This is a genomic window from Pacificoceanicola algae (assembly GCF_049341065.1).
Lineage (GTDB): Bacteria > Pseudomonadota > Alphaproteobacteria > Rhodobacterales > Rhodobacteraceae > Pacificoceanicola.
Genome location: NZ_JBMPIX010000006.1, coordinates 253,335 through 272,153 on the forward strand (window position 1 = coordinate 253,335; position 18,819 = coordinate 272,153).

General features: G+C 60.7%; 19 protein-coding genes. 10 read left to right on the forward strand and 9 right to left on the reverse strand.

What is annotated here, in order from left to right:
- Positions 1-102: 102 nt before the first annotated feature.
- Genes pcaG through pobA form a run of 4 tightly spaced genes read right to left on the reverse strand, consistent with a single transcriptional unit; the run spans position 103 to position 3,059 of the window.
- A complete protein-coding gene (gene pcaG / locus ACOYQJ_RS11805; protein WP_422906218.1) occupies positions 103-723 on the reverse strand; it encodes a protocatechuate 3,4-dioxygenase subunit alpha in 621 nt (206 codons plus the stop codon).
- A gap of 1 nt (position 724) precedes the next feature.
- On the reverse strand, positions 725-1,453 hold the full coding sequence (gene pcaH / locus ACOYQJ_RS11810; protein ID WP_422906219.1) for a protocatechuate 3,4-dioxygenase subunit beta: 729 nt from the start codon (positions 1,451-1,453) through the stop codon (positions 725-727).
- Positions 1,454-1,497: 44 nt separating this feature from the next.
- A complete protein-coding gene (gene pcaC / locus ACOYQJ_RS11815; protein ID WP_422906220.1) occupies positions 1,498-1,875 on the reverse strand; it encodes a 4-carboxymuconolactone decarboxylase in 378 nt (125 codons plus the stop codon).
- A 14-nt stretch (positions 1,876-1,889) separates the two neighbouring features.
- Positions 1,890-3,059, reverse strand: a complete 1,170-nt coding sequence (pobA, locus tag ACOYQJ_RS11820) for a 4-hydroxybenzoate 3-monooxygenase (protein WP_422906221.1) — start codon at positions 3,057-3,059, stop codon at positions 1,890-1,892.
- A 97-nt stretch (positions 3,060-3,156) separates the two neighbouring features.
- Between pobA and pcaQ the strand changes: the two genes are divergently transcribed.
- From pcaQ to ACOYQJ_RS11850, 6 genes are all read left to right on the forward strand, one after another.
- A complete protein-coding gene (pcaQ, locus tag ACOYQJ_RS11825; protein WP_422906222.1) occupies positions 3,157-4,080 on the forward strand; it encodes a pca operon transcription factor PcaQ in 924 nt (307 codons plus the stop codon).
- Positions 4,081-4,259: 179 nt separating this feature from the next.
- Positions 4,260-4,760: a type III secretion system chaperone family protein gene (locus ACOYQJ_RS11830; protein WP_422906223.1), complete on the forward strand. Its 501-nt coding sequence runs from the start codon at positions 4,260-4,262 to the stop codon at positions 4,758-4,760.
- A gap of 118 nt (positions 4,761-4,878) precedes the next feature.
- A complete protein-coding gene (gene proC, locus ACOYQJ_RS11835; protein ID WP_422906224.1) occupies positions 4,879-5,694 on the forward strand; it encodes a pyrroline-5-carboxylate reductase in 816 nt (271 codons plus the stop codon).
- The gene (locus ACOYQJ_RS11840) at positions 5,687-6,025 is read left to right on the forward strand and encodes a tRNA-binding protein (RefSeq protein ID WP_422906225.1); all 339 of its coding nucleotides are present in this window, start codon (positions 5,687-5,689) and stop codon (positions 6,023-6,025) included. Before proC ends, ACOYQJ_RS11840 begins: the two co-directional genes overlap by 8 nt.
- A 75-nt stretch (positions 6,026-6,100) precedes the next feature.
- Positions 6,101-7,219 carry a beta-ketoacyl-ACP synthase III gene (locus tag ACOYQJ_RS11845; protein ID WP_422906226.1) on the forward strand — a complete coding sequence of 373 codons (1,119 nt, stop codon included), beginning with the start codon at positions 6,101-6,103 and terminating at the stop codon, positions 7,217-7,219.
- Positions 7,220-7,237: 18 nt separating this feature from the next.
- Positions 7,238-8,149: an MBL fold metallo-hydrolase gene (locus ACOYQJ_RS11850; RefSeq protein ID WP_422906227.1), complete on the forward strand. Its 912-nt coding sequence runs from the start codon at positions 7,238-7,240 to the stop codon at positions 8,147-8,149.
- A gap of 8 nt (positions 8,150-8,157) precedes the next feature.
- On the opposite strand, the gene ACOYQJ_RS11855 is transcribed toward ACOYQJ_RS11850, so the two are convergent.
- Together ACOYQJ_RS11855 and ACOYQJ_RS11860 are read right to left on the reverse strand one after the other, a co-directional pair.
- Positions 8,158-9,804 (reverse strand): DUF1963 domain-containing protein, encoded by a 1,647-nt coding sequence (locus ACOYQJ_RS11855; RefSeq protein ID WP_422906228.1) that lies wholly within the window; start codon positions 9,802-9,804, stop codon positions 8,158-8,160.
- A gap of 124 nt (positions 9,805-9,928) precedes the next feature.
- Positions 9,929-10,513: a thymidine kinase gene (locus tag ACOYQJ_RS11860; protein WP_422906229.1), complete on the reverse strand. Its 585-nt coding sequence runs from the start codon at positions 10,511-10,513 to the stop codon at positions 9,929-9,931.
- A 286-nt stretch (positions 10,514-10,799) separates the two neighbouring features.
- On the opposite strand from ACOYQJ_RS11860, the gene ACOYQJ_RS11865 reads away from it, so the two are divergent.
- Both ACOYQJ_RS11865 and ACOYQJ_RS11870 read left to right on the forward strand, forming a co-directional pair.
- A complete protein-coding gene (locus ACOYQJ_RS11865; protein ID WP_422906230.1) occupies positions 10,800-11,258 on the forward strand; it encodes a phage regulatory CII family protein in 459 nt (152 codons plus the stop codon).
- Positions 11,259-11,292: 34 nt separating this feature from the next.
- Positions 11,293-12,363 carry a hypothetical protein gene (locus ACOYQJ_RS11870; RefSeq protein WP_422906231.1) on the forward strand — a complete coding sequence of 357 codons (1,071 nt, stop codon included), beginning with the start codon at positions 11,293-11,295 and terminating at the stop codon, positions 12,361-12,363.
- Here ACOYQJ_RS11870 and rimO read toward each other — a convergent pair.
- Complete coding sequence (gene rimO, locus ACOYQJ_RS11875; protein ID WP_422906232.1) at positions 12,360-13,724, reverse strand: 30S ribosomal protein S12 methylthiotransferase RimO; 1,365 nt, start codon at positions 13,722-13,724, stop codon at positions 12,360-12,362. The two genes, ACOYQJ_RS11870 and rimO, sit on opposite strands and share 4 nt — an antisense overlap.
- A 177-nt stretch (positions 13,725-13,901) precedes the next feature.
- Between rimO and ACOYQJ_RS11880 the strand changes: the two genes are divergently transcribed.
- Positions 13,902-15,806 carry an AsmA family protein gene (locus ACOYQJ_RS11880; protein WP_422906233.1) on the forward strand — a complete coding sequence of 635 codons (1,905 nt, stop codon included), beginning with the start codon at positions 13,902-13,904 and terminating at the stop codon, positions 15,804-15,806.
- Positions 15,807-15,869: 63 nt separating this feature from the next.
- Here ACOYQJ_RS11880 and ACOYQJ_RS11885 read toward each other — a convergent pair whose 3' ends face one another.
- Positions 15,870-16,664, reverse strand: a complete 795-nt coding sequence (locus ACOYQJ_RS11885) for a carbon-nitrogen hydrolase family protein (protein ID WP_422906234.1) — start codon at positions 16,662-16,664, stop codon at positions 15,870-15,872.
- 2 nt (positions 16,665-16,666) lie between these two features.
- On the reverse strand, positions 16,667-17,824 hold the full coding sequence (locus ACOYQJ_RS11890; RefSeq protein WP_422906235.1) for a M24 family metallopeptidase: 1,158 nt from the start codon (positions 17,822-17,824) through the stop codon (positions 16,667-16,669).
- A 140-nt stretch (positions 17,825-17,964) separates the two neighbouring features.
- Here ACOYQJ_RS11890 and ACOYQJ_RS11895 point away from each other — a divergent pair, with 140 nt between their 5' ends.
- The gene (locus ACOYQJ_RS11895) at positions 17,965-18,651 is read left to right on the forward strand and encodes a GntR family transcriptional regulator (RefSeq protein ID WP_422906236.1); all 687 of its coding nucleotides are present in this window, start codon (positions 17,965-17,967) and stop codon (positions 18,649-18,651) included.
- Positions 18,652-18,819: the final 168 nt, after the last annotated feature.

The window sequence follows — 18,819 nt, forward strand, 5'->3', positions numbered from 1 at the left end:
TTGCTTGCCTTTTCGTCGGGGCGTTTGTGGCTTGTCGCAGGTTACTGAGTATTTTCGCTCAGGAGAAGTACCGGGGGCGTCCGGAAACGCCCCCGGGTCTTGTCAGATATCAAAGAAGACCGTTTCATCTTCGCCCTGCAGGCGGATGTCGAAACGATAGACGACCTGCCCATCCTTTTCGCTGCGCTTGGCGATCAGCGTTGCGCGGCGGCGTTCCCATTCAATCAGGTTCAGCACCGGATCGGCTGCGTTGGCCTCGGCCTCATCCTCGAAATACATCCGGGTGTTCAACCCGATATTGATGCCGCGCGCGACGATCCACAGGTTGATATGCGGTGCTTGCGTGCCGACATTCCGGCCCGGTGTAGACCCCGGTTTCACCGTTTCAAAGGCCCACTCACCGGTTTCGAATTCAGTGATGACCCGGCCCCAGCCACGAAAGCCCTCTTCGACCGGTCCGCCACCTTCGGGATGAGCATAGTGACCATCGGCGTTAGCCTGCCAGGCTTCAAGCAACACATCCTTGACTGGGCTGCCGGTGCCGTCGATGACCAGCCCCTCGACCCGGATACGCTCACCTGCCGCGTTCGGCCCGGCGATATCCTTGCCAAGCTCTTGCTTGTAGATGTCAAAGCCCGCAGCCCCCGGCGCAAGGCCAATGTGGACATAAGGACCGGCGGTCTGGGACGGGGTTTCTTTCAGGTAATCAAGCTTCTGTACCATGTCAGTTGCCCTCCAGACGGTTTTCGAACAGCGTCGAGCGGCGCCCACGCAGCACGATGTCGAACTTGTAGGCAATGGTGTCCAGCGGGATCGTCGAATTCAGGTCCAGCGCCGCCACAAGGCTGTCGATGCCTTGCTGCGTCGGGATCGTCTTGACGATCGGGCATTTGGCGATCAGCGGGTCGCCTTCGAAGTAGCACTGGGTGATCAGGCGCTGGACAAAGCCGGTGCCAAAGATCGACAGGTGGATATGCGCGGGGCGCCAGTTGTTCACCCAGTTGCGCCACGGATAGGCCCCAGGCTTGACCGTGCGGAAAAAGTAGTACCCGTTCTCATCAGTGATCGTGCGCCCACAGCCGCCAAAGTTGGGATCGACCGGCGCGAGATAGGTGTCCTTCTTGTGGCGATAGCGCCCGCCTGCGTTGGCCTGCCAGGCCTCGACCAGCGTATTCGGCACGGGGCGGCCGTTTTCGTCCAGAACCCGGCCGTGCAGGATGATCCGCTCGCCAATCGCGCTTTCGCCCGGCTTGGCATAGTTGAAGATCATGTCCTTATCGAGCGGGTCGATATCGTCATGCCCGAACACTGGCCCGGTGATTTCCGATACCGAATTTTGCAGGCTGATCAGCGAATAACGCGGCGAACGCGCTACCGAGGTCTTGTAGTCGTGCGTGTAGGCGGGCGGCTGCCACTCGCGGTCACGCTGATAAAATTCGCCGGGTGTCGGCATTCTGTGTCTCCTCCTCAGGGGTCCGGGGTGCGCATTTCCGGTGGTTAATTCTGTTCCATCTCGGCCCAGGTTTGCTTGGCCAGTTTGATAGCATGATTGGCTTTTGGCACGCCGGCGTAAATGGCTACGTGCTGGAAGGTCTCCATGACATCCTCCTTGCTTGCCCCGGTGCGGGCGCAGGCACGAATATGCATGGGGATTTCCTCGAAATTCCCGCAGGCCGCCAACAGCGCAAGCGTCAGCATCGAGCGTTCGCGGCGGCTGATCCCATCGCTTGCCCAAAGGGTGCCCCAGGCGCTTTCGGTGATCAGCGTCTGAAAGGGCGTGTCCAGCGGTGTCTTGGCGGCTTCGGCGCGGTCCACATGGGTGTCTCCCAAAACCTCACGCCGAACGGTCATTCCTGTGTCAAATCTGGTGGTCATGATGCTGCGCCCTTTCAGTACGGCAAACCGACGTAATTCTCGGCCATGGCGATCTGCGCGGCCTTGTTGGTGCGTAGAAACTCGATCTCGGCCTTCTGCATCTTCAGATCGAACTCGGACTGGTCCGGGAAACGGTGCAGCAGGCTGGTCATCCACCAGCTAAAGCGCTCGGCCTTCCAGATGCGCGCCAGCGCCTTTTCGGAATAGCCATCGATCCCCGCGCTGTCGCCATCGTGATAGAATTGCACCAGCCCGTGATAGAGATAATGGATATCGCTGGCCGCGGTGTTCAGGCCCTTGGCCCCGGTCGGCGGCACGATGTGGGCCGCGTCGCCGCACAGGAACAACCGCCCCCAGCGCATCGGCTCGGTCACGAACGAGCGCAGCGGTGCGATGCTTTTCTCGATCGACGGGCCCGTGACCAGTTTCTCGGCCGCTTCGGCCGGAATGCGGCGCTTGAGTTCTTCCCAGAAGGCCACGTCGGTCCAATCGTGTGGGCTGTCGGACAGCGAACACTGGATGTAGTAGCGGCTCAGATTGTCGTTCCTCATCGAGCACAGGGCAAAACCGCGTTCGGAACTGGCATAGATCAGCTCTTCATGCACGGGCGGGGTTTCGGACAGGATGCCGAGCCAGCCAAAGGGATACAGCTTTTCGTATTCCTTGCGCACGGTCAGGGGAATGCTTTGCCGGCTGACCCCGTGAAAGCCGTCGCAGCCCGCCACATAGTCACAATCTATCCGCCGCGTGACACCATCCACCGAGAAGGTGACATAGGGCGCGTCGCCGTCGGCACCGTGAATTTCGACCCCATCGACATTGAACTCGATCTTGCCATCCATGGCTTCGCGCGCAGCGTACAGATCACGGGTCACCTCGGTCTGACCATAGACCACCACATGCGCGCCGATCAGATCCTGAAAGTTGATACCGAACTGCTCATCCCCGTAGGAGATCACAGTGCCGTCGTGGACAAAGCTTTCCTTGTCCATCCGCGCCCCCACGCCTGCCTCGCGCATCAGGTCGACCATCCCCGTTTCAAGTATGCCAGCGCGAATGCGGCCAAGCACATAGTCCTTGGTCTTGCGCTCAAGCACCACGGTATCAATGCCCTTGCGGTGCAATAGCTGGCTGAGCAGCAACCCCGAGGGCCCGCCACCGATAATACAGACCTGAGTGCGCATGCGACTCCTCCTTTTCCCTTTCCAACAGTAGACACTGAACCTATTGACCATGTAAAATGATCTTATTCGCGCAATACATAACCAAAAAGGCAAGATAATGATCGGCTCTCGGATCAAACTGCGCCATATCGAGGCGTTCACGGCGATTGCCCGTCATGGCCGCCTGAAAACCGCCTGTGACGAGCTGAATCTCAGTCAGCCTGCCTTGTCCAAGACACTGAAAGAGCTGGAGGAGGTGCTTGGTGCCCGGTTGATGCAGCGTGATCGCAGCGGTGTGCAATTGACCCCTGAAGGCGAAGTCTTTCTGGAATTCGCCGGTCAAAGTCTTGCGGCGCTCCGACGGGGGATCGACGGGGTCGGCGCGATCCGCGCAGGTGGAGCCGAAGTTCTCAAGGTCGGATCGCTGCCCAGCGTTGCGGCGCGGCTCATGCCGCGGGCCGTGGCGTTGTTTCAGCGGTTGTCGCCAGAAACCCGGCTGGTGCTGCGCGATGGCGCGCATGGCGCTCTGACCGGCGATTTGCGCGCTGGCGTTCTGGATATGGTGATTGGCCGCATGGGCACGCCCGAGATGATGCAGGGCCTGTCCTTTACCCAGCTTTATCAGGAAAAGGTGGTTTGCGTAGCCGACCCCGCGCACCCGCTGTTGTCCGATCCGGCCCCTGCGCCCAGCGCCTTGGCGGGTTGGAGTGTGCTCTACCCCCCCGAAGGCGCGGCAATCCGCCCCTTGCTTGATCGTTGGCGTCTGTCGCTGGGTCTGGGCGACTTCCCACATCAGATCGCCTGCGTTTCCGGCGCATTCGGACGAAATTACGTGCCCGGCTCGCAAGTGCTTTGGTTCATTTCTGAGGGCGTCGTGGCACAGGACATCGCCGAGGGTAGATTGGTAGCTTTGCCTTTGGATCTTGGCCTGACGGGGGGACCTGTTGGCCTGATGACGCGCCCGGATACGGCACTTTCCCGGTCACATCAGCTGTTTTCGCGGGCGCTGGACCAAGCGGTATCTGAGCTGCCTATATCCTGAGCCGGTCCCGGCTTCGTCCACAACTTAATGTGTTTATCCACAAATTATCACTTTACACAGCCCCCCTAGCACAGGCACCATATCTAGTAAGGGTACTGAGGCAGGCCCCAGTCCCTTGAGCAGGCAGCTAGCGCTGGGGGTGAATTTGGCCTCCAACGCATAACAAAAGAGGTGGCGGCATGGCCCTGTCCGAGCATTACCTGAACGAAGAAATTCACCCGATCGATATCGTCGAACACATCGCGGCGCATAACGACTGGGATTTTGACCGCATCGCGGACGATCAGATTGCAATGGCGGTAGAGGGGCAGTGGCGCACCTACTCGATCACCCTTGCATGGTCGCACTACGATGAAACGCTGCGGATGATCTGCACCTTCGAATTCGAGCCGCCCGAAGACCGGCTGGCGACCCTGTTCGAAGGCTTGAATCTGGTGAACGACCAATGCTGGGCGGGCGCTTTCAGCTATTGGGCCGAGCAGCAGCTGATGGTCTACAAATACGGGTTGGTCCTGTCGGGCGGCCAGATCGCCAGCGCCGAGCAGATCGATACGCTGATCACTGCGGCAGTGCTATCCTCGGAACGCTATTACCCGGCCTTCCAACTGATGAGCTGGACCGACAAGACGGCAAAGCAATCGCTGGAAGTGGCCATTGCAGAAGCCTACGGGCGGGCCTGATCGCCCCCGAGGCAAAGCCTCGGCCGGATGATTTTGACAAGACAAAGAGGGGGCGTCGATGCTTGCGGCGCCCCTTTCGCTTGCGTAGCTTGGCCGCAAACCGGACAGGGGGACGATTATGGAAAACGGGATAGTGGCGCAGCGCGGCCTGGTGCTTTTGGGTTGTGGCAAGATGGGGTCGGCCATGCTGGCGGGCTGGTTGGCACGGGGGCTTCCGCCCACTTCCATCTGGGTCATGGATCCGAAGCCCAGCGATTGGCTGCAGGCGCAGGGGGTTCATCTGAACACTGGCCTGCCAGACAATCCCGCCGTCGTTCTGGTGGCCGTCAAACCGCAGATGATGGGCGATGCGCTGCCCAGCCTTCAGGCGCTTGGCAATGGCGATACGTTGTTCGTGTCCATTGCGGCGGGGACGACGATTGGCACCCTGACCAAGACGCTAGGCGAGCAAACCCCGATTGTCCGTGCAATGCCCAACACACCCGCAGCCGTGGGACAAGGGATCACCGCCATCATCGGCAATCCCCGCGCCTCAGAGACGCAACTGAATATGACCGAAGAACTGCTGTCTGCCATCGGCGAAGTGGTTCGGTTGGATAGCGAGGGCCAGATGGACGCCGTGACCGGCCTCAGCGGCTCTGGCCCGGCCTACGTCTTTCACATGATCGAATGCATGGCCGCCGCGGGAGAGGCACAGGGACTGGCCCCCGAGTTGGCGATGCAACTGGCCAAGGCAACTGTGGCCGGTGCCGGCGCTTTGGCGATGCAAGCGGGGGAAACACCATCACAGCTGCGGGTCAACGTAACCTCGCCCAATGGGACCACGCAGGCTGGGCTTGAGGTTCTGATGGACGGTGACGCGGGCCTTCCGCCCCTGATGCGCGCCACCGTGGCCGCAGCAACCAATCGCTCGAAGGAGTTGGCCAATGGCTGAGATCAGCTTTGACGATTTTCTGGCGGTCGACATCCGTGTCGGCACCGTTCTGCGCGCCGAGCCCTTTCCCGAGGCGCGCAAGCCCGCGATCAAGCTTTGGATCGATTTCGGCGGCGAGATCGGCGAAAAGAAGACCAGCGCGCAGATCACGGTGCACTACACCCCAGAAGCGCTGATCGGGCGACAAGTCATGGCCGTGGTGAATTTCCCGCCTCGGCAGATCGGCAAGTTCATGTCCGAAGTGCTGGTGCTGGGCGCTATGGACAAAGACGGCGCGGTGGTGCTGATCGGGCCGGAGCAAAGCGTCCCCAATGGCGCGCGGATGCATTGATCTGGCGCCATTGACCCGAGGACGCGGCTTGACCTCGACCGCCCCGCGCGTACCGTCACCACAGAAGGAGCCGCCATGTATCAGCCCGCCATCACTGGTCACGGGGTATTCACCCCGGAGCAAACCATCACAAACGATGAACTTGTCGTCGCGTTCAACGCCTATGCCGACCTTTGGAACGCCGAACATGCCGCACAGATTGCGGCAGGCGAGGTGGACGCCATGGCGCATTCAAGCTCGGACTTCATCCTGAACGCCAGCGGGATCGAACAGCGTTTTGTCATGGACAAAGAGGGCGTACTGGACCCGGCGCGGATGTACCCGCGCCTGCCCGCGCGCCCCGATGATGCGCCGGGGATCATGGCCGAGATGGCTTTGGACGCCGCGACCAAGGCGCTAACGATGGCGGACCGCAACGGCGAGGATGTTGATCTGGTGATCTGCGCGGCCTCGAACCATGAACGCGCCTATCCGGCGATTGCCATCGAGATCCAGCAACTTCTGGGCGCGGGCGGCTTTGCCTTTGACATGAACGTCGCCTGTTCCAGCGCCACTTTCGGAATTCAGGCCGCCGCAGATATGGTCCGGGCGGGCAGCGCAAGGCGCGCGCTGGTCGTCTGCCCCGAGATTTGCTCGGGCCATCTGGAGTGGCGCGATCGCGATTGCCATTTTATCTTTGGCGATGTGGCCACCGCTGTCCTGATCGAACGCAGCGATGACGCGCAAGGCGACCGGTTCGACATCATCTCGACCCGCTGCGCCACGCAGTTTTCCAACAATATTCGCAACAACAACGGCTTTCTGCGCCGCACCCACGACCAGATGGAAGACCGCCGTGACATGCAGTTCATGCAGAACGGCCGCAAGGTGTTCAAGGAAGTGCTGCCCATGGTTTCGGCCCATATCGCGGACCACATGCAAGCGATGGGCTGGCAGGCCGATGATCTCAAACGGCTCTGGCTGCATCAGGCCAACAAGACGATGAACGACTTCATCGGGAAAAAGGTGCTGGGCCGGGTGCCCGAACCGGGTGAACAGCCCAACATCCTGCAGGATTATGCCAACACATCCTCGGCAGGATCAATCATCGCCTTTTCCAAGAACAGCGGCGATTTGGCCATGGGGGATCGCGGTGTGATCTGTTCCTTTGGCGCAGGTTACTCGGTAGGGTCAGTTCTGATTGAGCGCCAGTAACGCGCAGAGGAAATTTCTATGATCCGATTTGCAGGGGCGCTTGTCGCCGTCATGATACCCGCCGCACTATGGGCCGATACTCTGACACCGCAGCAGGTGACAGATCATGTCTGGGCCATTGAAGGCCCCGCCGAGCAGCGCAATCCCGAAAACCTTGGCAACAATGCCACCTTCGGATTGATCGAAACGCCCGAGGGCGCGGTTCTGGTCGATCCCGGCGGCACCTGGGAAGGAGCAAAGGCACTGGACGAGCTGGTCAAGACGCTGACCGCGCAGCCTGTGGTCTATGTCATCGACACCGGCGGGCAGGATCACCGCTGGATGGGAAATGGCTATTGGCAGGCGCAGGGCGCGCAGGTGATCGCATCGGCCGATGCGGTGGCCGATCACAAGGATCGCGAGTCCCTGCAGTTGACCGCGCTGCGCGCGCTTGTCGGGGATGGGTTGGATGGAACCGAGCCCTCGTACGCCGATATCACGTTCGACGACGCTTATACGCTGACACTTGGCGGAACGCAGATCGAAATCCATCACCCCGGCGCGGCGCATACACCCGGGGACAGCTTTGTCTGGCTGCCGGAAACGCGCACCGTCTTTACCGGCGATATGGTCTATGTCGGCCGCATCCTTGGCGTGATGGCATTTTCAGACAGCGCCAGTTGGCTGGACGGTTTCGCCGCAATCGAGGCGCTTGACCCTGTGCACGTAGTCCCCGGCCATGGACCGGCAACCGATCTGGCCACGGCGCAAAGGGACACTCGGGATTACCTGCAGAACCTGCGCACGACTATGCGCGGCTATATCGACGACGGCGGGGACATCATCGGATCGGTCCAGATCGACCAATCCGATTTCGCCTATCTCGATCAGTTCGAGGCACTGGCCGGGCGCAACGCCCAAGCCGTCTTTGAACAGATGGAGTGGGAGTAACCACCCCTTTACTGCCAATCCTGACCATGGCTGTTTTGCGCACGCGCCGCAGCCCAGTCCCCCTGCGCCAAGGCTTCGGGCGAGATTTGAACGGCCCAGCGCGACATATCACCGATCTGCCAGCCGGCCAGTTCACTGGTCGGCAGAAGCAACAGGCAAGGCTGATCCTCGGGCAAGTGATCCGCTGACGTATTTCCAATGAAAATCGCCTCGCGTTTGGCCTGTTCCTCCCAGACCGGCAACAGCCGCTTCAAAGTGGCCTCGGGCAAAGTATCGGCCGCGGCACTGTAGACGCGGCGCGCTTGTGCCTCATAGACCTTGCGATAACTGCGGTATCCCTGAAACTGCAACACGCTCAGCGGTTTGCGGCCCTCGGCCAGCGCCTTTTCTGACATCCAGTCGGCGTTGGTCAACTTTGCCAGAGCTCCGATCAGACGCGCGCATTCCTTTTCGTCAAATGGCCCAGCTTCGGCGCGAGCCTCGATCTTGCTTGCAACCACGCGCAAGCGGGCAAGAGTTTGCGCCATACCTTCGGCCTGATCCGCGGCGGCTTGGTCGCCCTGCGCCACGGCTTTTTGAGCGCGGGCGATCAGACGGAACAGCATCGCCTCGGTGCTGTCCAACAGCGCAATCGCCGTGGGCCAGTCGAATGGCAAGAAACCCGGGTCCGTCATCGTCGGCTTGTCCAGAAGGCGGTCAAACAGCGCGGGCTGCGTCAAATCCGGCCGCTCCGAGCTGTCATCCGGCTGCACCGTCAGATACCAGCGCGGCGGCAGCAGAGCCTCGGGGCCGATCAACTCGGCCAATGCCTCTTCGCCGGACTTGTGCTGGAAATAATAGTCGGCGCCCTCGGGCGGGCTGCGGTCCGCGCCACGCTCCGTACTGTGAAGAACAATGGCCCGTGCGCTGGGATCATCCGCGCCAAAGAATATCAACCACCCCTGGCGCGCACCAAGCCCGCCCCAGGTTTCTGCGGGCAGATCGCTCAACGCGATCTGGGCGTAGAAACTGGCGGGCTTGCCATCGATCATCGGCCAATCCATCCCCTCGGGCATCGAAGGGCCGCCGCCAATCCAACTGTCCGTCTCGTGCTGCGGGATGGCAACCTGCAGGCGCAGGCGACCGCAATGGAAGTCCACGTCAGGGACAGAAATCTGGGACATATCGGAGGCACTTTGCCCTTCAGCCTCGGATGGCACGCGGTTTTGAACGGATTTGATGCCACCACTCAGCAGGTCGGCAATCAGCTGGCGCTTTTCGGTCGGGGCGATCACCTCGGCGGGTTTGCGCGCTTTGGCGACCGGGCGACCGGGCGCGTGGATCTCGGCCGGGGCGTCCTCAAGCATGTCACTATAGGCGCTCAATCTGCCTGAGCCTGCCGGAACTTCTTCCTTGGCGGCCTTTTTGCTTGGCAGAAACCGGGACAAATCAATCGAAGGCGTGTCATCCCCGTCACCGAAGACATCACCGCCCATTTTCTTGCCAACTGTCGAAATGCCAAACCCAATGCCGCAAAGGACCAATGCTGTGATCGGTTGATCCCAAATTTCGGGCATCAAATCAATCGCGCCTTTCCAGATCGCGATCGCCCAAATCAGACCAATCCCCATGATTCCCGTACCCAGCAGGAACACCGAACGCGCCGCATAAACCATTTGCCTGTCCTCTCGTCTTTTCAGGCATGAGGCCCCCAAGTTGAGGCAAAAAAATGGTAGGCTAAGGGCGGTTCGTGGGAAAATTGCGGAGGAATAAGGCGTTAAACCGCAAACTGTTGCCAAATCAGACAACATCTCCGACAGCCTGTCGCCAGTGGCGACGGCACAGGCTGACGTAGGTTTCATTGCCACCGATCTGGACTTGCGCGCCGTCCTTAACGACTTTGCCATCCGGGCCTTGCCGCGTAACCATCGTCGCCTTTTTTCCGCAATGGCAGATGGTGCGCACCTCGCGCATTTCATCGGCCAGAGCCAAAAGTGTCGCCGAGCCGGGGAACAGCTCTCCGCGGAAATCGACGCGCAACCCATAGGCCATGACCGGCACGTTCAGATCATCGACGGCGCGCGCCAGTTGCCATACCTGGTCACGGCTCAGGAATTGTGCTTCGTCGACGAAAATGCAGGCGACAGGGCCTTGCTCCAGCCGCGCCTTGATCCTTTCGAACAGATCATCGCCCTGAACAAAGGTCTCGGCCGGGCGCCCCAGACCGATGCGCGACCCGATCCGCCCGTCGCCTGCCCGGTTGTCCAACGCGGCGGTCAGCAGATAGGTGTCCATCCCGCGTTCATTGTAGTTGTGGGCAGCCTGCAAGAGCAGCGTGGATTTGCCCGCGTTCATCGTCGAATAGTGGAAATGCAATTTGGCCATGGCCGCTCTATTGCCCTTGGCAAAGCGATTTGACAAGGCAGCAAAAGGCGCGAAAGGACCGTGGGAAAATCCCTGGGGGTCACCGATCCCTTCGCGCCAGTCAGCCGTTTGGGGCTTGCCCGTGAATTACTCAAAACCCTGAGGAACACACACTCAGACACGGCAAACCTCAGCCAATGCCCCATTTAAGAGGCTTGATTTAGGAATGACATCTTGAGTGAATGCGGTTAAGGGGAAAAAACGATGGGGGCTCCCCGGGCACTCACCCGGGACAAGAAGGTGACTTATGAACAATTTGGGACGGTATCTCAAGAAACACACCGAAGCGCTGGTTAAGGACGTAGGTGTGGAAGCGGCGTGCGAGTTAACAGGAAAATCCAAAGCGACTTTGGGCCGGTATTATTCAGAGCATTCGGAACATGACGAACGCTTCATGCCGATCGACGCAGTGGCCGCATTGGAAGACGCGGCGTCATATCCGCATGTCACTTCCGCCTTGGCCGAGCTGAAGGGAATTACCCTGACCTTTGATGAGAGCCGCCGCAATTCCAAAAGGGAAGGCGGGGTAAACTCGGATGTGATCGCGCTTTCGCAGCGGTTCGCCATGCTGATGGCCGAATACCAGCAAAGCATCGAAGACGGTGTCATCACCGCCAATGAAGCCAAGCGCCTGCTCAAGGAAACGCTGGCCATTCAAAAAGTGCTGATCGACATCAAGATGCATCTCGAAGACGAACAAGCCTGACGGAAAAACGGTTTCCGGGCGTCGGGGAAATGCAATGACCAAGGCCAAGCGGCTGATCCTGCATATTGGACACGGCAAGACCGGCTCGACCTCGATTCAGCGCGCCCTGCGGGCTTCGGACAAGCAGCTTGCCGCCCAGGGCATCCTCTTTCCCGATCCGGGGCGGCACGACAATCACCAGCTTTTGTTCCCCTATCTGCATGGGGATCTGCCGGACGATCCGGTGCAATTGCAAAGCTTGGGACGCGATCCAGCTCAAATCATGAAACAGGCCGAAAGCCTTTGGCATGATCTGCTGCGCCGGATCGAGCGCGAGCAGCCCGAAACCGTGGTGCTGAGCTGCGAAAACCAGTTCCGCCCGTTTCCCGAGGCCGCCATTCGGCGCCTTGCGCAGTTGTCCGATCAGATCGCCGAGCAGACGGAAGTTTACGCCTGGCTGCGCAGTCCTGCGCCATTTTTCCTGTCCAACGTGCAGCAAAACGTCAAGAAACGCCCGGAATTCCGCTTTCTGACGCCGACCCGCTGCCGGGACGTGTTGGAGCCCTTCCTTTTGTACGGCAACGGCCCGGTTCACGCCCGCCTGTTCGCACGCGAAGCTTTGATCGATGGCGACGCAGTCAGCGATTTCTGCCACGCCGCCCTGCCGCAGATTGACCCAAAGACCCTGACCCGAGGCCTATCGGAAGAAAACACCTCGGTTTCCGCCGAGGCCATGGCGCTTTTGCAGGAAATCTTTCGAGAAGCCCGCCCCTTGCCGCGCGGGGTGCAGGATCGCAAGGCGCTGCGCAAGATCGTGGTTGCACAGGATGCGGTTCTGCCCGGAAAGATCCGCCCCAAGCTGTTCGAGCATGTCCGCGCCATCGTCGAGGCGCGGGTGACGGAATACAGCTGGCTTGAAGAAACCTTTGGTATTGTCTTCCCGGACGTCGGCCCTGCCGAAATGCCCCAGGCTCAGGCTGAGGCGGCCTATGCGGCGCTAAGGGACATCACCGATATCTGCAGCGTCAACGCAGCCCGCCAAGAGGCGCTGTGGCAGGCGACATGCGCCGCAGCCACACAAGGCGGCGTTCTGGATCGTTTGGTCCGCAAGCTGGGCCTGCGTTAGGAAACCAGCCGCCCCCAAAGGTCGTATTCGCCGGCCTCGTCCACTTCGACCGTCACGATATCCCCGGGCTTCAGCGCCTCGGCGCCTTCGTCGATGAACAGGTTGCCGTCGATCTCCGGCGCGTCGGCCTTGGTGCGGCAGGTGGCGATGCCATCTTCGTCCACATCATCGACAATCACCTGCATCAGCTGTCCGACCTTGGCCGCCAGTTTGGCCTCGGAAATCGCCTGCGCCTTTGCCATGAAGCGATCCCAGCGCTCTTGCTTGACCTCTTCGGGCACATGATCCGGCAGATCGTTCGAGCGCGCGCCCGCGACGTTTTCATACTGAAAACACCCGACGCGATCCAATTGCGCTTCATCCATCCAATCAAGGAGGGTCTGGAATTCGGCCTCGGTTTCGCCGGGGTATCCGACGATAAACGTGCTGCGCAACGTGATGTCCGGGCAAGTGGCGCGCCATGCGGCGATCTCGTCCAGGGTGCGTTCTGCGGCGGCGGGGCGTGCCATGCGGCGCAGCGTATCCGGATGCGCATGCTGGAACGGGATGTCGAGATAGGGCAGCACGCCGCCGGTCGCCATCATCGGCACCAGATCGCGGACATGCGGATAGGGATAGACATAATGCATCCGCACCCAAGCCCCGAGACTGCCCAGATCGCGCGCCAGATCAAGGATCGGGAATTTGCTGTCGCGGTCTTTCCAGTCGGTGCCATAGGCGCTGGTGTCCTGAGAGATCACCAGAAGCTCTTTCACACCAGCCTCAACCAGCTTTTCCGCCTCGCGCATCACCGCGCGATGCGGACGGCTGGCCAGACGGCCGCGCATGTCCGGGATGATGCAGAACTTGCACTTGTGATTGCAGCCCTCGGAAATCTTGAGATAGCTGAAATGCCGGGGTGTCAGGCTGACACCGCGGGCGGGCAGAAGATCTATGAAAGGATCGGGGCTGGGCGGCACCGCGCCATGCACCGCATCCAGAACCTGCTCGTACTGATGCGGTCCTGTGACCGCCAGAACCTTGGGGTGCACGCCGGTGATGTATTCCGGCTCGGCGCCGAGGCATCCCGTGACAATGACCTTGCCGTTTTCGTTCAGGGCCTCTCCGATGGCTTCAAGGCTTTCGGCCTTGGCGCTGTCGAGAAAGCCGCAGGTGTTTACGATCACCGCGTCCGCCCCAGCGTAATCGGGCGAGATGCCATAGCCCTCGGCCCGCAGCCTTGTCAGGATGCGTTCGCTGTCGACCAGCGCCTTGGGGCAGCCAAGGCTGACCATGCCGATGGTCGGCTGGCCTTCGCGGCTGTCGGTTGCGAAACGCGGGGCGGCGAGATCGGGGCGCAGATTGGGTGGGTTTGTGCTCATGGCCCCTCATACATCCGCCTCTCACCGCCCGGCAAGGCCTGCTGTGCCGACCTGAACCAGTGTTTACCACGCCGCCGCGCGCCGAAATCCGCGCACCCAGCTTCCGGTCCTCTATTCCCCTTGCGGCCTGCCCCGTCATTTGCCACCCAAGTCCTGTACCATTGAAAGGGGTTCGTCATGCGTTTGCTATGGAAAGCTCTGGGCTTTTTCGCCGTCCTGATTGCCGTCGCCTTTGGCGCGCTGATCCTGATGCCAGCCGACGGGATGGGGCGGATTGCCTCGGATCAGTTGAGCAAACAGTTGGGGCGCGACGTGACGCTGTCGGATGTCAGCCTTTCGCTATGGCCGGTTCTGGGGGTCCAGGCGGGCGGCGTTCGGGTTGCCAATGCCGATTGGGCTGGCGAAGCGCCGATGTTCGAAGCCACCAGCGCCGCCTTTGGTCTGGATCCGGTTGCGGCCTTGCAGGGCCGGCTTGAGTTTCGCAGCATCGAGGCCGACACCCCTACTCTGCGCCTGACCCAGCAGGGAAGCCGCACCAATTGGCACGTGGGCAACGGCGACAGCGCAGGCACAGACACGTCAGGCACAACCGGGTTTACCCTGACCACGCTCGACAAACTGTCGATTGCCCGGGGTCGCGTGATCCTGACCCGCGACGGACAGGTCACCGAAATCAACGATGCCGATCTTGATCTGCGCTGGCCTGATACCTACGGCCCCCTGACGATCGAGGCCAAGCTGCGCCCCGCCGTCAGCCCGATCAGCTTGCAAGCGACGCTGCAAAAGCCGCGTGCGATGATCGCGGGCGGCGCCGGGCCCGTGACGCTCAGCATGACGACAAGCGGCGGCACCGTTTCCTTTGACGGGCTGGCAGGCAACGCCCCCGAGGCGCAGGGCACGTTGAAACTGGACCTGAGCGACACCGCGAAAACAGCTGCGGCTTTTGGTCAACTGGGGCTAAGCCTGCCCAAAGGACTGGGCCAAACCGCCAAGGGCCAGCTTGGTCTGACCCTGACCCGCGTGGGCCGGCTTGCCCTGCGCGACTCCACGCTCAGACTGGACGGCAACACGCTCGAACTGGCGGCGGACATTGACCTTGGTGTGAAGCCCCGGGTCAACGCGCAAATCCGGGCCGATGCGCTGGACCTGTCAGCCCTGTCTGGCGGCACCGGAGACGGCGCGCCGTCTTCGGGTTGGTCCACATCGCCCATCGACGCCTCGGGCCTTGCCGGGTTTGACGGGGAAATCGCCCTGGTGACGGGGGCGCTGACGCTTGATCCCTACAAGTTCGGCAAGACCCGGGCGCTTTTGACGGTCGACAACTCCCGCGCGGTGTTTGAACTGCGCGAGCTTCAGGGATACGGCGGTCTGGTGACTGGCAGTTTCGTCGCCAACAACCGTTCCGGCCTGTCGACCCGCGCCGATCTGGCCTTTGCCGGGGTTGCACTCAAGGACTTGCTGAAAGACACCATGAACGTCGAACGTTTTTCCGGTCCCGCCGATGGCAGCGTCAGCCTGCTCGCGTCGGGCGGATCGGTCGCGGCGCTGGTCGCCTCGCTGTCCGGAGATGGCGCTTTGCGGGCAGGGCCGGGGGTGATCGAAGGGATCGATCTTGCCGCAGCGCTGACAGGGCAGGCATCAGGGGGAACAACGATTTTTGATCAGGCAACCGGCACCTTCACGGTGAAAGACGGCGTGATGCGCAACAACGATCTGTCGATGGCCCTTCCCCGTCTTACGGCCAAGGGTGAAGGCCGCGTCGATCTGGGAAAGCGCAATCTGGATTACCTTCTGACAGTCCTTGCCCCCGGGGCGCGCGGAGGGCGCGGGCTGGCCATCCCGGTGCGCGTCAAAGGCCCATGGGGCAATCTTGCGATCAATGTTGACGCCGCCGAGGCGCTGAACGCCAACTTTTCAGACGAGCGTGACGCGCTGGAGCAAAAAGCCCGCGACAAGGTGAACGCCGCGCTTGAGGAAAAGCTGGGTGTGACCGTGCAAGAAGGCCAAAACGTCCAAGACGCCCTGCGCCAGAAGATCGAAGAACGCGCCAAGGGCGAATTGCTGAACCTTCTGGGCCGCTAAGCCCTTGCGGGTGTCCCGCCCGGAATGTCAGCTATAAGCGGCTTTACAGCCGTTCGGCACATGTCAGCGCATGTCCGGCCCAAATGCTTTGATATCCCTAAGATAAGGGAGCCGCGTTTGGGCTGCAGACACTTTGTCCAATTGCAGCGTCGCATAGATAACCTCGGGCTGCGATCCGGCGCGTGCTAGCTCCTGACCATCTGGCGTTGCGATGAAGCTTTGGCCCAAAAAACGCATGCCGTTTTCAGTCCCTGCGCTGTTGGCATAAGCGAGATAGACCCCGTTTTCGTAGGCGCGTGTGGGGATCATCCGCTGGGCTACCCATTCCCATTGAGCGCCAAGCGCCGTGGGCACCAAAATCAACTCGGCCCCCAGTGACGCCACATGCCGCGCGGTTTCGGGGAACTCTGCGTCATAGCAGATCAGCGTGGCGATCCGTACACCGCGATAGGTGAAAAGCCTGCACCCTTGCCCGGGGGTGAAATATTGGCGCTCAAAGCCCGGTGGGATGGCCAGTTTTCGGTGCCCGCCCAACCGGGTGCCATCCGGGCCAATGCACTGCGCAGCGTTGAAAACTGCCTGCCCGTCCATTTCGGCAAAGCCATAGTGGATGGCAACGCCATGCGCCTTGGCGAGCGCCGAGATGGTCTGTGCGATGGGGCCATCAGCAGCCTCGGCCCGCAGCACCACCTGATCGCCAATGTTGTAGCCAGAGGCGAAAAGTTCAGGCAACACCAGAAGATCGACCCCTTCAGCGGCCACCGCTGGCAAGGCTTGGCTCAACCAGTCCAGCCGGACCTGTGCCGTTGGCAGATCCGCTGGTGATTGCCCGATAGCCAGGCGGAATGTATGGCCCATCCTTAACGTTCCGTGACCAACAACGTGCGGGGATAGTCGGTGATGTAGTCAAAGCCCGTTTCCGTCACCACCAAGCTGTCGCCAATGCGCCCTGCGGTAACCCCGTCGATGGAAATGCCCCCATCCACCGCAAAGGTCATACCCGGTTGCAGGATCGTTTTATCCCCGGCTTTCAGCTCGGGCGCCTCAAGATAGGCAACGCCTATCGACCGCCCAGTGCGATAGCCGGTTTCGTACCCGCGCGACGCATAAACCTCATTGGCGGCGGCTGCCACGTCCTGCGCCTCGATTCCGGGGCGGATCGTGGCGATTGCGGCTTGCTGCGCATCTATGGCCGCCTGTTGCACGCGGGCGGCCTCATCCGTCACCTCGCCAATGTGGAACATCCGGTCAAACCCCAGCTTGTACTGCTTGAACTGGGCCATGTTGCAAAAGCAAAAATATACAGGATCGGCGCGCTGGTAGTGGCGGACCGAGGCGCGGCGATGCACCATCGACGTGTCCTTGCCGCTTTGCAGGATTTGCAGGTTGTGGATCATCGGCGAGACAAACCGTTCCCAGCCCTTGTCGGTCAGAAAGCTGGCGGCCTTGCGCGTTCCGGCATCGATCACCGCCAGCGCGCTTTCGTACTCCTGCGCGCCTTCACGCAGGCTGCCATGGGCGGCGGCCATCATCGCCCCGGCAATCTGGCCCGCCTCTTTCATCACCTGAATTTCGAACGGTGATTTTATCATGCGCATCGCCCCCAGAACGGGCGAAATATCCTTGATCGGCACACCCGGATATGTCTCATCCAGATAGTTGCGCGCAATCGCGGGGATGGTCCCGCGTTCGACCCAGATCTCACCGGGATTATCACCCAAAGCCCCAGCCAGCGCCCGGCCCCAGGTGCGTTGGCCCATATCCTCCCAAACGCGCAGGTCTTCGACCCATGTCATGGCCCCCACCATCTCGGATTCCATCAGGGGCGTGATCACGATGGGCGCATCATCGGCATCGACCACCAACATCGATGGGCGGCCGAATTCGATACCCAGATACCCCCAGAAACCCGCCAGATAAGCGATCGAGCTTTCGTCAGTAAAAACAGCCCGGCGAATGCCTATTTCCTGCATCCGGGCTTGAAGAGCAAGGGTGCGGTTTTTCGCTTCGTCAAGCATGATGATTCTCCGGAGTCGGTGGGGCAGTCTGACCTGAAATTGCTAAGCTGCATACAGCTTTCGAGTCTATGTTGTCGAACAGTCGAAATATTGTGCAATATGGCCTCATGATGTATGCAGCATGCGATGAGGAGCTCTCCATGACCGCCAACCGGCAAGCCAATAAATCTGAGCCCAAAAGCGCGGTTGAAACCATCCAAACCGAGATTTTGCAGCGCATCTGTTTTCTGGACTATCAGCCCGGCGATCAGCTTAAAGAGGCCGAGCTGGCCGCCGAATTTGGTGTCAGCCGCACCCCGGTGCGCGATGCAATCAGCCGGATCAGCCATTTGGGTCTGGTTGAAACGCGAAACGGCGTGGGCACCGTGGTTATGGCGCTTTCCGCTGCGCAGATCTGCCAAGTCTATGACATGCGCCTGGAATTGGCTGTGCTGATTGGCACGTTGTCACCCCGCGCAATCACTCAGGCGGACCAGCAGGCAGGGCGCGACTTGTTGCTAGACGCGCAAGCACTGTGCCGTGATTTCAATGTCCGGCACTATGTCGAGATCAACCACCGGCTGCATAGCCTGATCGCCAGCCTTATTGGCAACAGCGCGCTGCAATCATTCTGGTGGCAAACTTACTATCAGGCCGCCAGCACGTGGTACCGGGCCGGCAACCAAATTGGCCCCGAAGTGGCACAGGCGCTGGTCGAGGAGATGGAGGATATCAACACCGCGCTGAACCTTGGCGACGTTGCCGCCATCGGGTTTATCCAGCGCACACATATCGGATATGGCTACCAGCGGATCAAATCCAACCTGCTGTCGCCCGAGCCGGACTGACAGCGCCCATATGAAGCTGGCCTAGTTTGTGGCGCATCCAAGCATCGGCATTGACTGCTTGCGAAGCCTGGCAACCAGTCCGTTGCATTGCGGCATTCAACATTCCGGGCTCGAAACGATTGTCGCCACCCCGATTTAAGCAATCAACTATCAGTATCAGGAAATGCA

Coding starts and splice junctions, on each gene's coding strand:
- pcaG (WP_422906218.1), bottom strand. CDS start 723: ATGGTACAGAAGCTTGATTACCTGAAAGAAACCCCGTCCCAGACCGCC.
- pcaH (WP_422906219.1), bottom strand. CDS start 1,453: ATGCCGACACCCGGCGAATTTTATCAGCGTGACCGCGAGTGGCAGCCG.
- pcaC (WP_422906220.1), bottom strand. CDS start 1,875: ATGACCACCAGATTTGACACAGGAATGACCGTTCGGCGTGAGGTTTTG.
- pobA (WP_422906221.1), bottom strand. CDS start 3,059: ATGCGCACTCAGGTCTGTATTATCGGTGGCGGGCCCTCGGGGTTGCTG.
- pcaQ (WP_422906222.1), top strand. CDS start 3,157: ATGATCGGCTCTCGGATCAAACTGCGCCATATCGAGGCGTTCACGGCG.
- ACOYQJ_RS11830 (WP_422906223.1), top strand. CDS start 4,260: ATGGCCCTGTCCGAGCATTACCTGAACGAAGAAATTCACCCGATCGAT.
- proC (WP_422906224.1), top strand. CDS start 4,879: ATGGAAAACGGGATAGTGGCGCAGCGCGGCCTGGTGCTTTTGGGTTGT.
- ACOYQJ_RS11840 (WP_422906225.1), top strand. CDS start 5,687: ATGGCTGAGATCAGCTTTGACGATTTTCTGGCGGTCGACATCCGTGTC.
- ACOYQJ_RS11845 (WP_422906226.1), top strand. CDS start 6,101: ATGTATCAGCCCGCCATCACTGGTCACGGGGTATTCACCCCGGAGCAA.
- ACOYQJ_RS11850 (WP_422906227.1), top strand. CDS start 7,238: ATGATCCGATTTGCAGGGGCGCTTGTCGCCGTCATGATACCCGCCGCA.
- ACOYQJ_RS11855 (WP_422906228.1), bottom strand. CDS start 9,804: ATGGTTTATGCGGCGCGTTCGGTGTTCCTGCTGGGTACGGGAATCATG.
- ACOYQJ_RS11860 (WP_422906229.1), bottom strand. CDS start 10,513: ATGGCCAAATTGCATTTCCACTATTCGACGATGAACGCGGGCAAATCC.
- ACOYQJ_RS11865 (WP_422906230.1), top strand. CDS start 10,800: ATGAACAATTTGGGACGGTATCTCAAGAAACACACCGAAGCGCTGGTT.
- ACOYQJ_RS11870 (WP_422906231.1), top strand. CDS start 11,293: ATGACCAAGGCCAAGCGGCTGATCCTGCATATTGGACACGGCAAGACC.
- rimO (WP_422906232.1), bottom strand. CDS start 13,724: ATGAGCACAAACCCACCCAATCTGCGCCCCGATCTCGCCGCCCCGCGT.
- ACOYQJ_RS11880 (WP_422906233.1), top strand. CDS start 13,902: ATGCGTTTGCTATGGAAAGCTCTGGGCTTTTTCGCCGTCCTGATTGCC.
- ACOYQJ_RS11885 (WP_422906234.1), bottom strand. CDS start 16,664: ATGGGCCATACATTCCGCCTGGCTATCGGGCAATCACCAGCGGATCTG.
- ACOYQJ_RS11890 (WP_422906235.1), bottom strand. CDS start 17,824: ATGCTTGACGAAGCGAAAAACCGCACCCTTGCTCTTCAAGCCCGGATG.
- ACOYQJ_RS11895 (WP_422906236.1), top strand. CDS start 17,965: ATGACCGCCAACCGGCAAGCCAATAAATCTGAGCCCAAAAGCGCGGTT.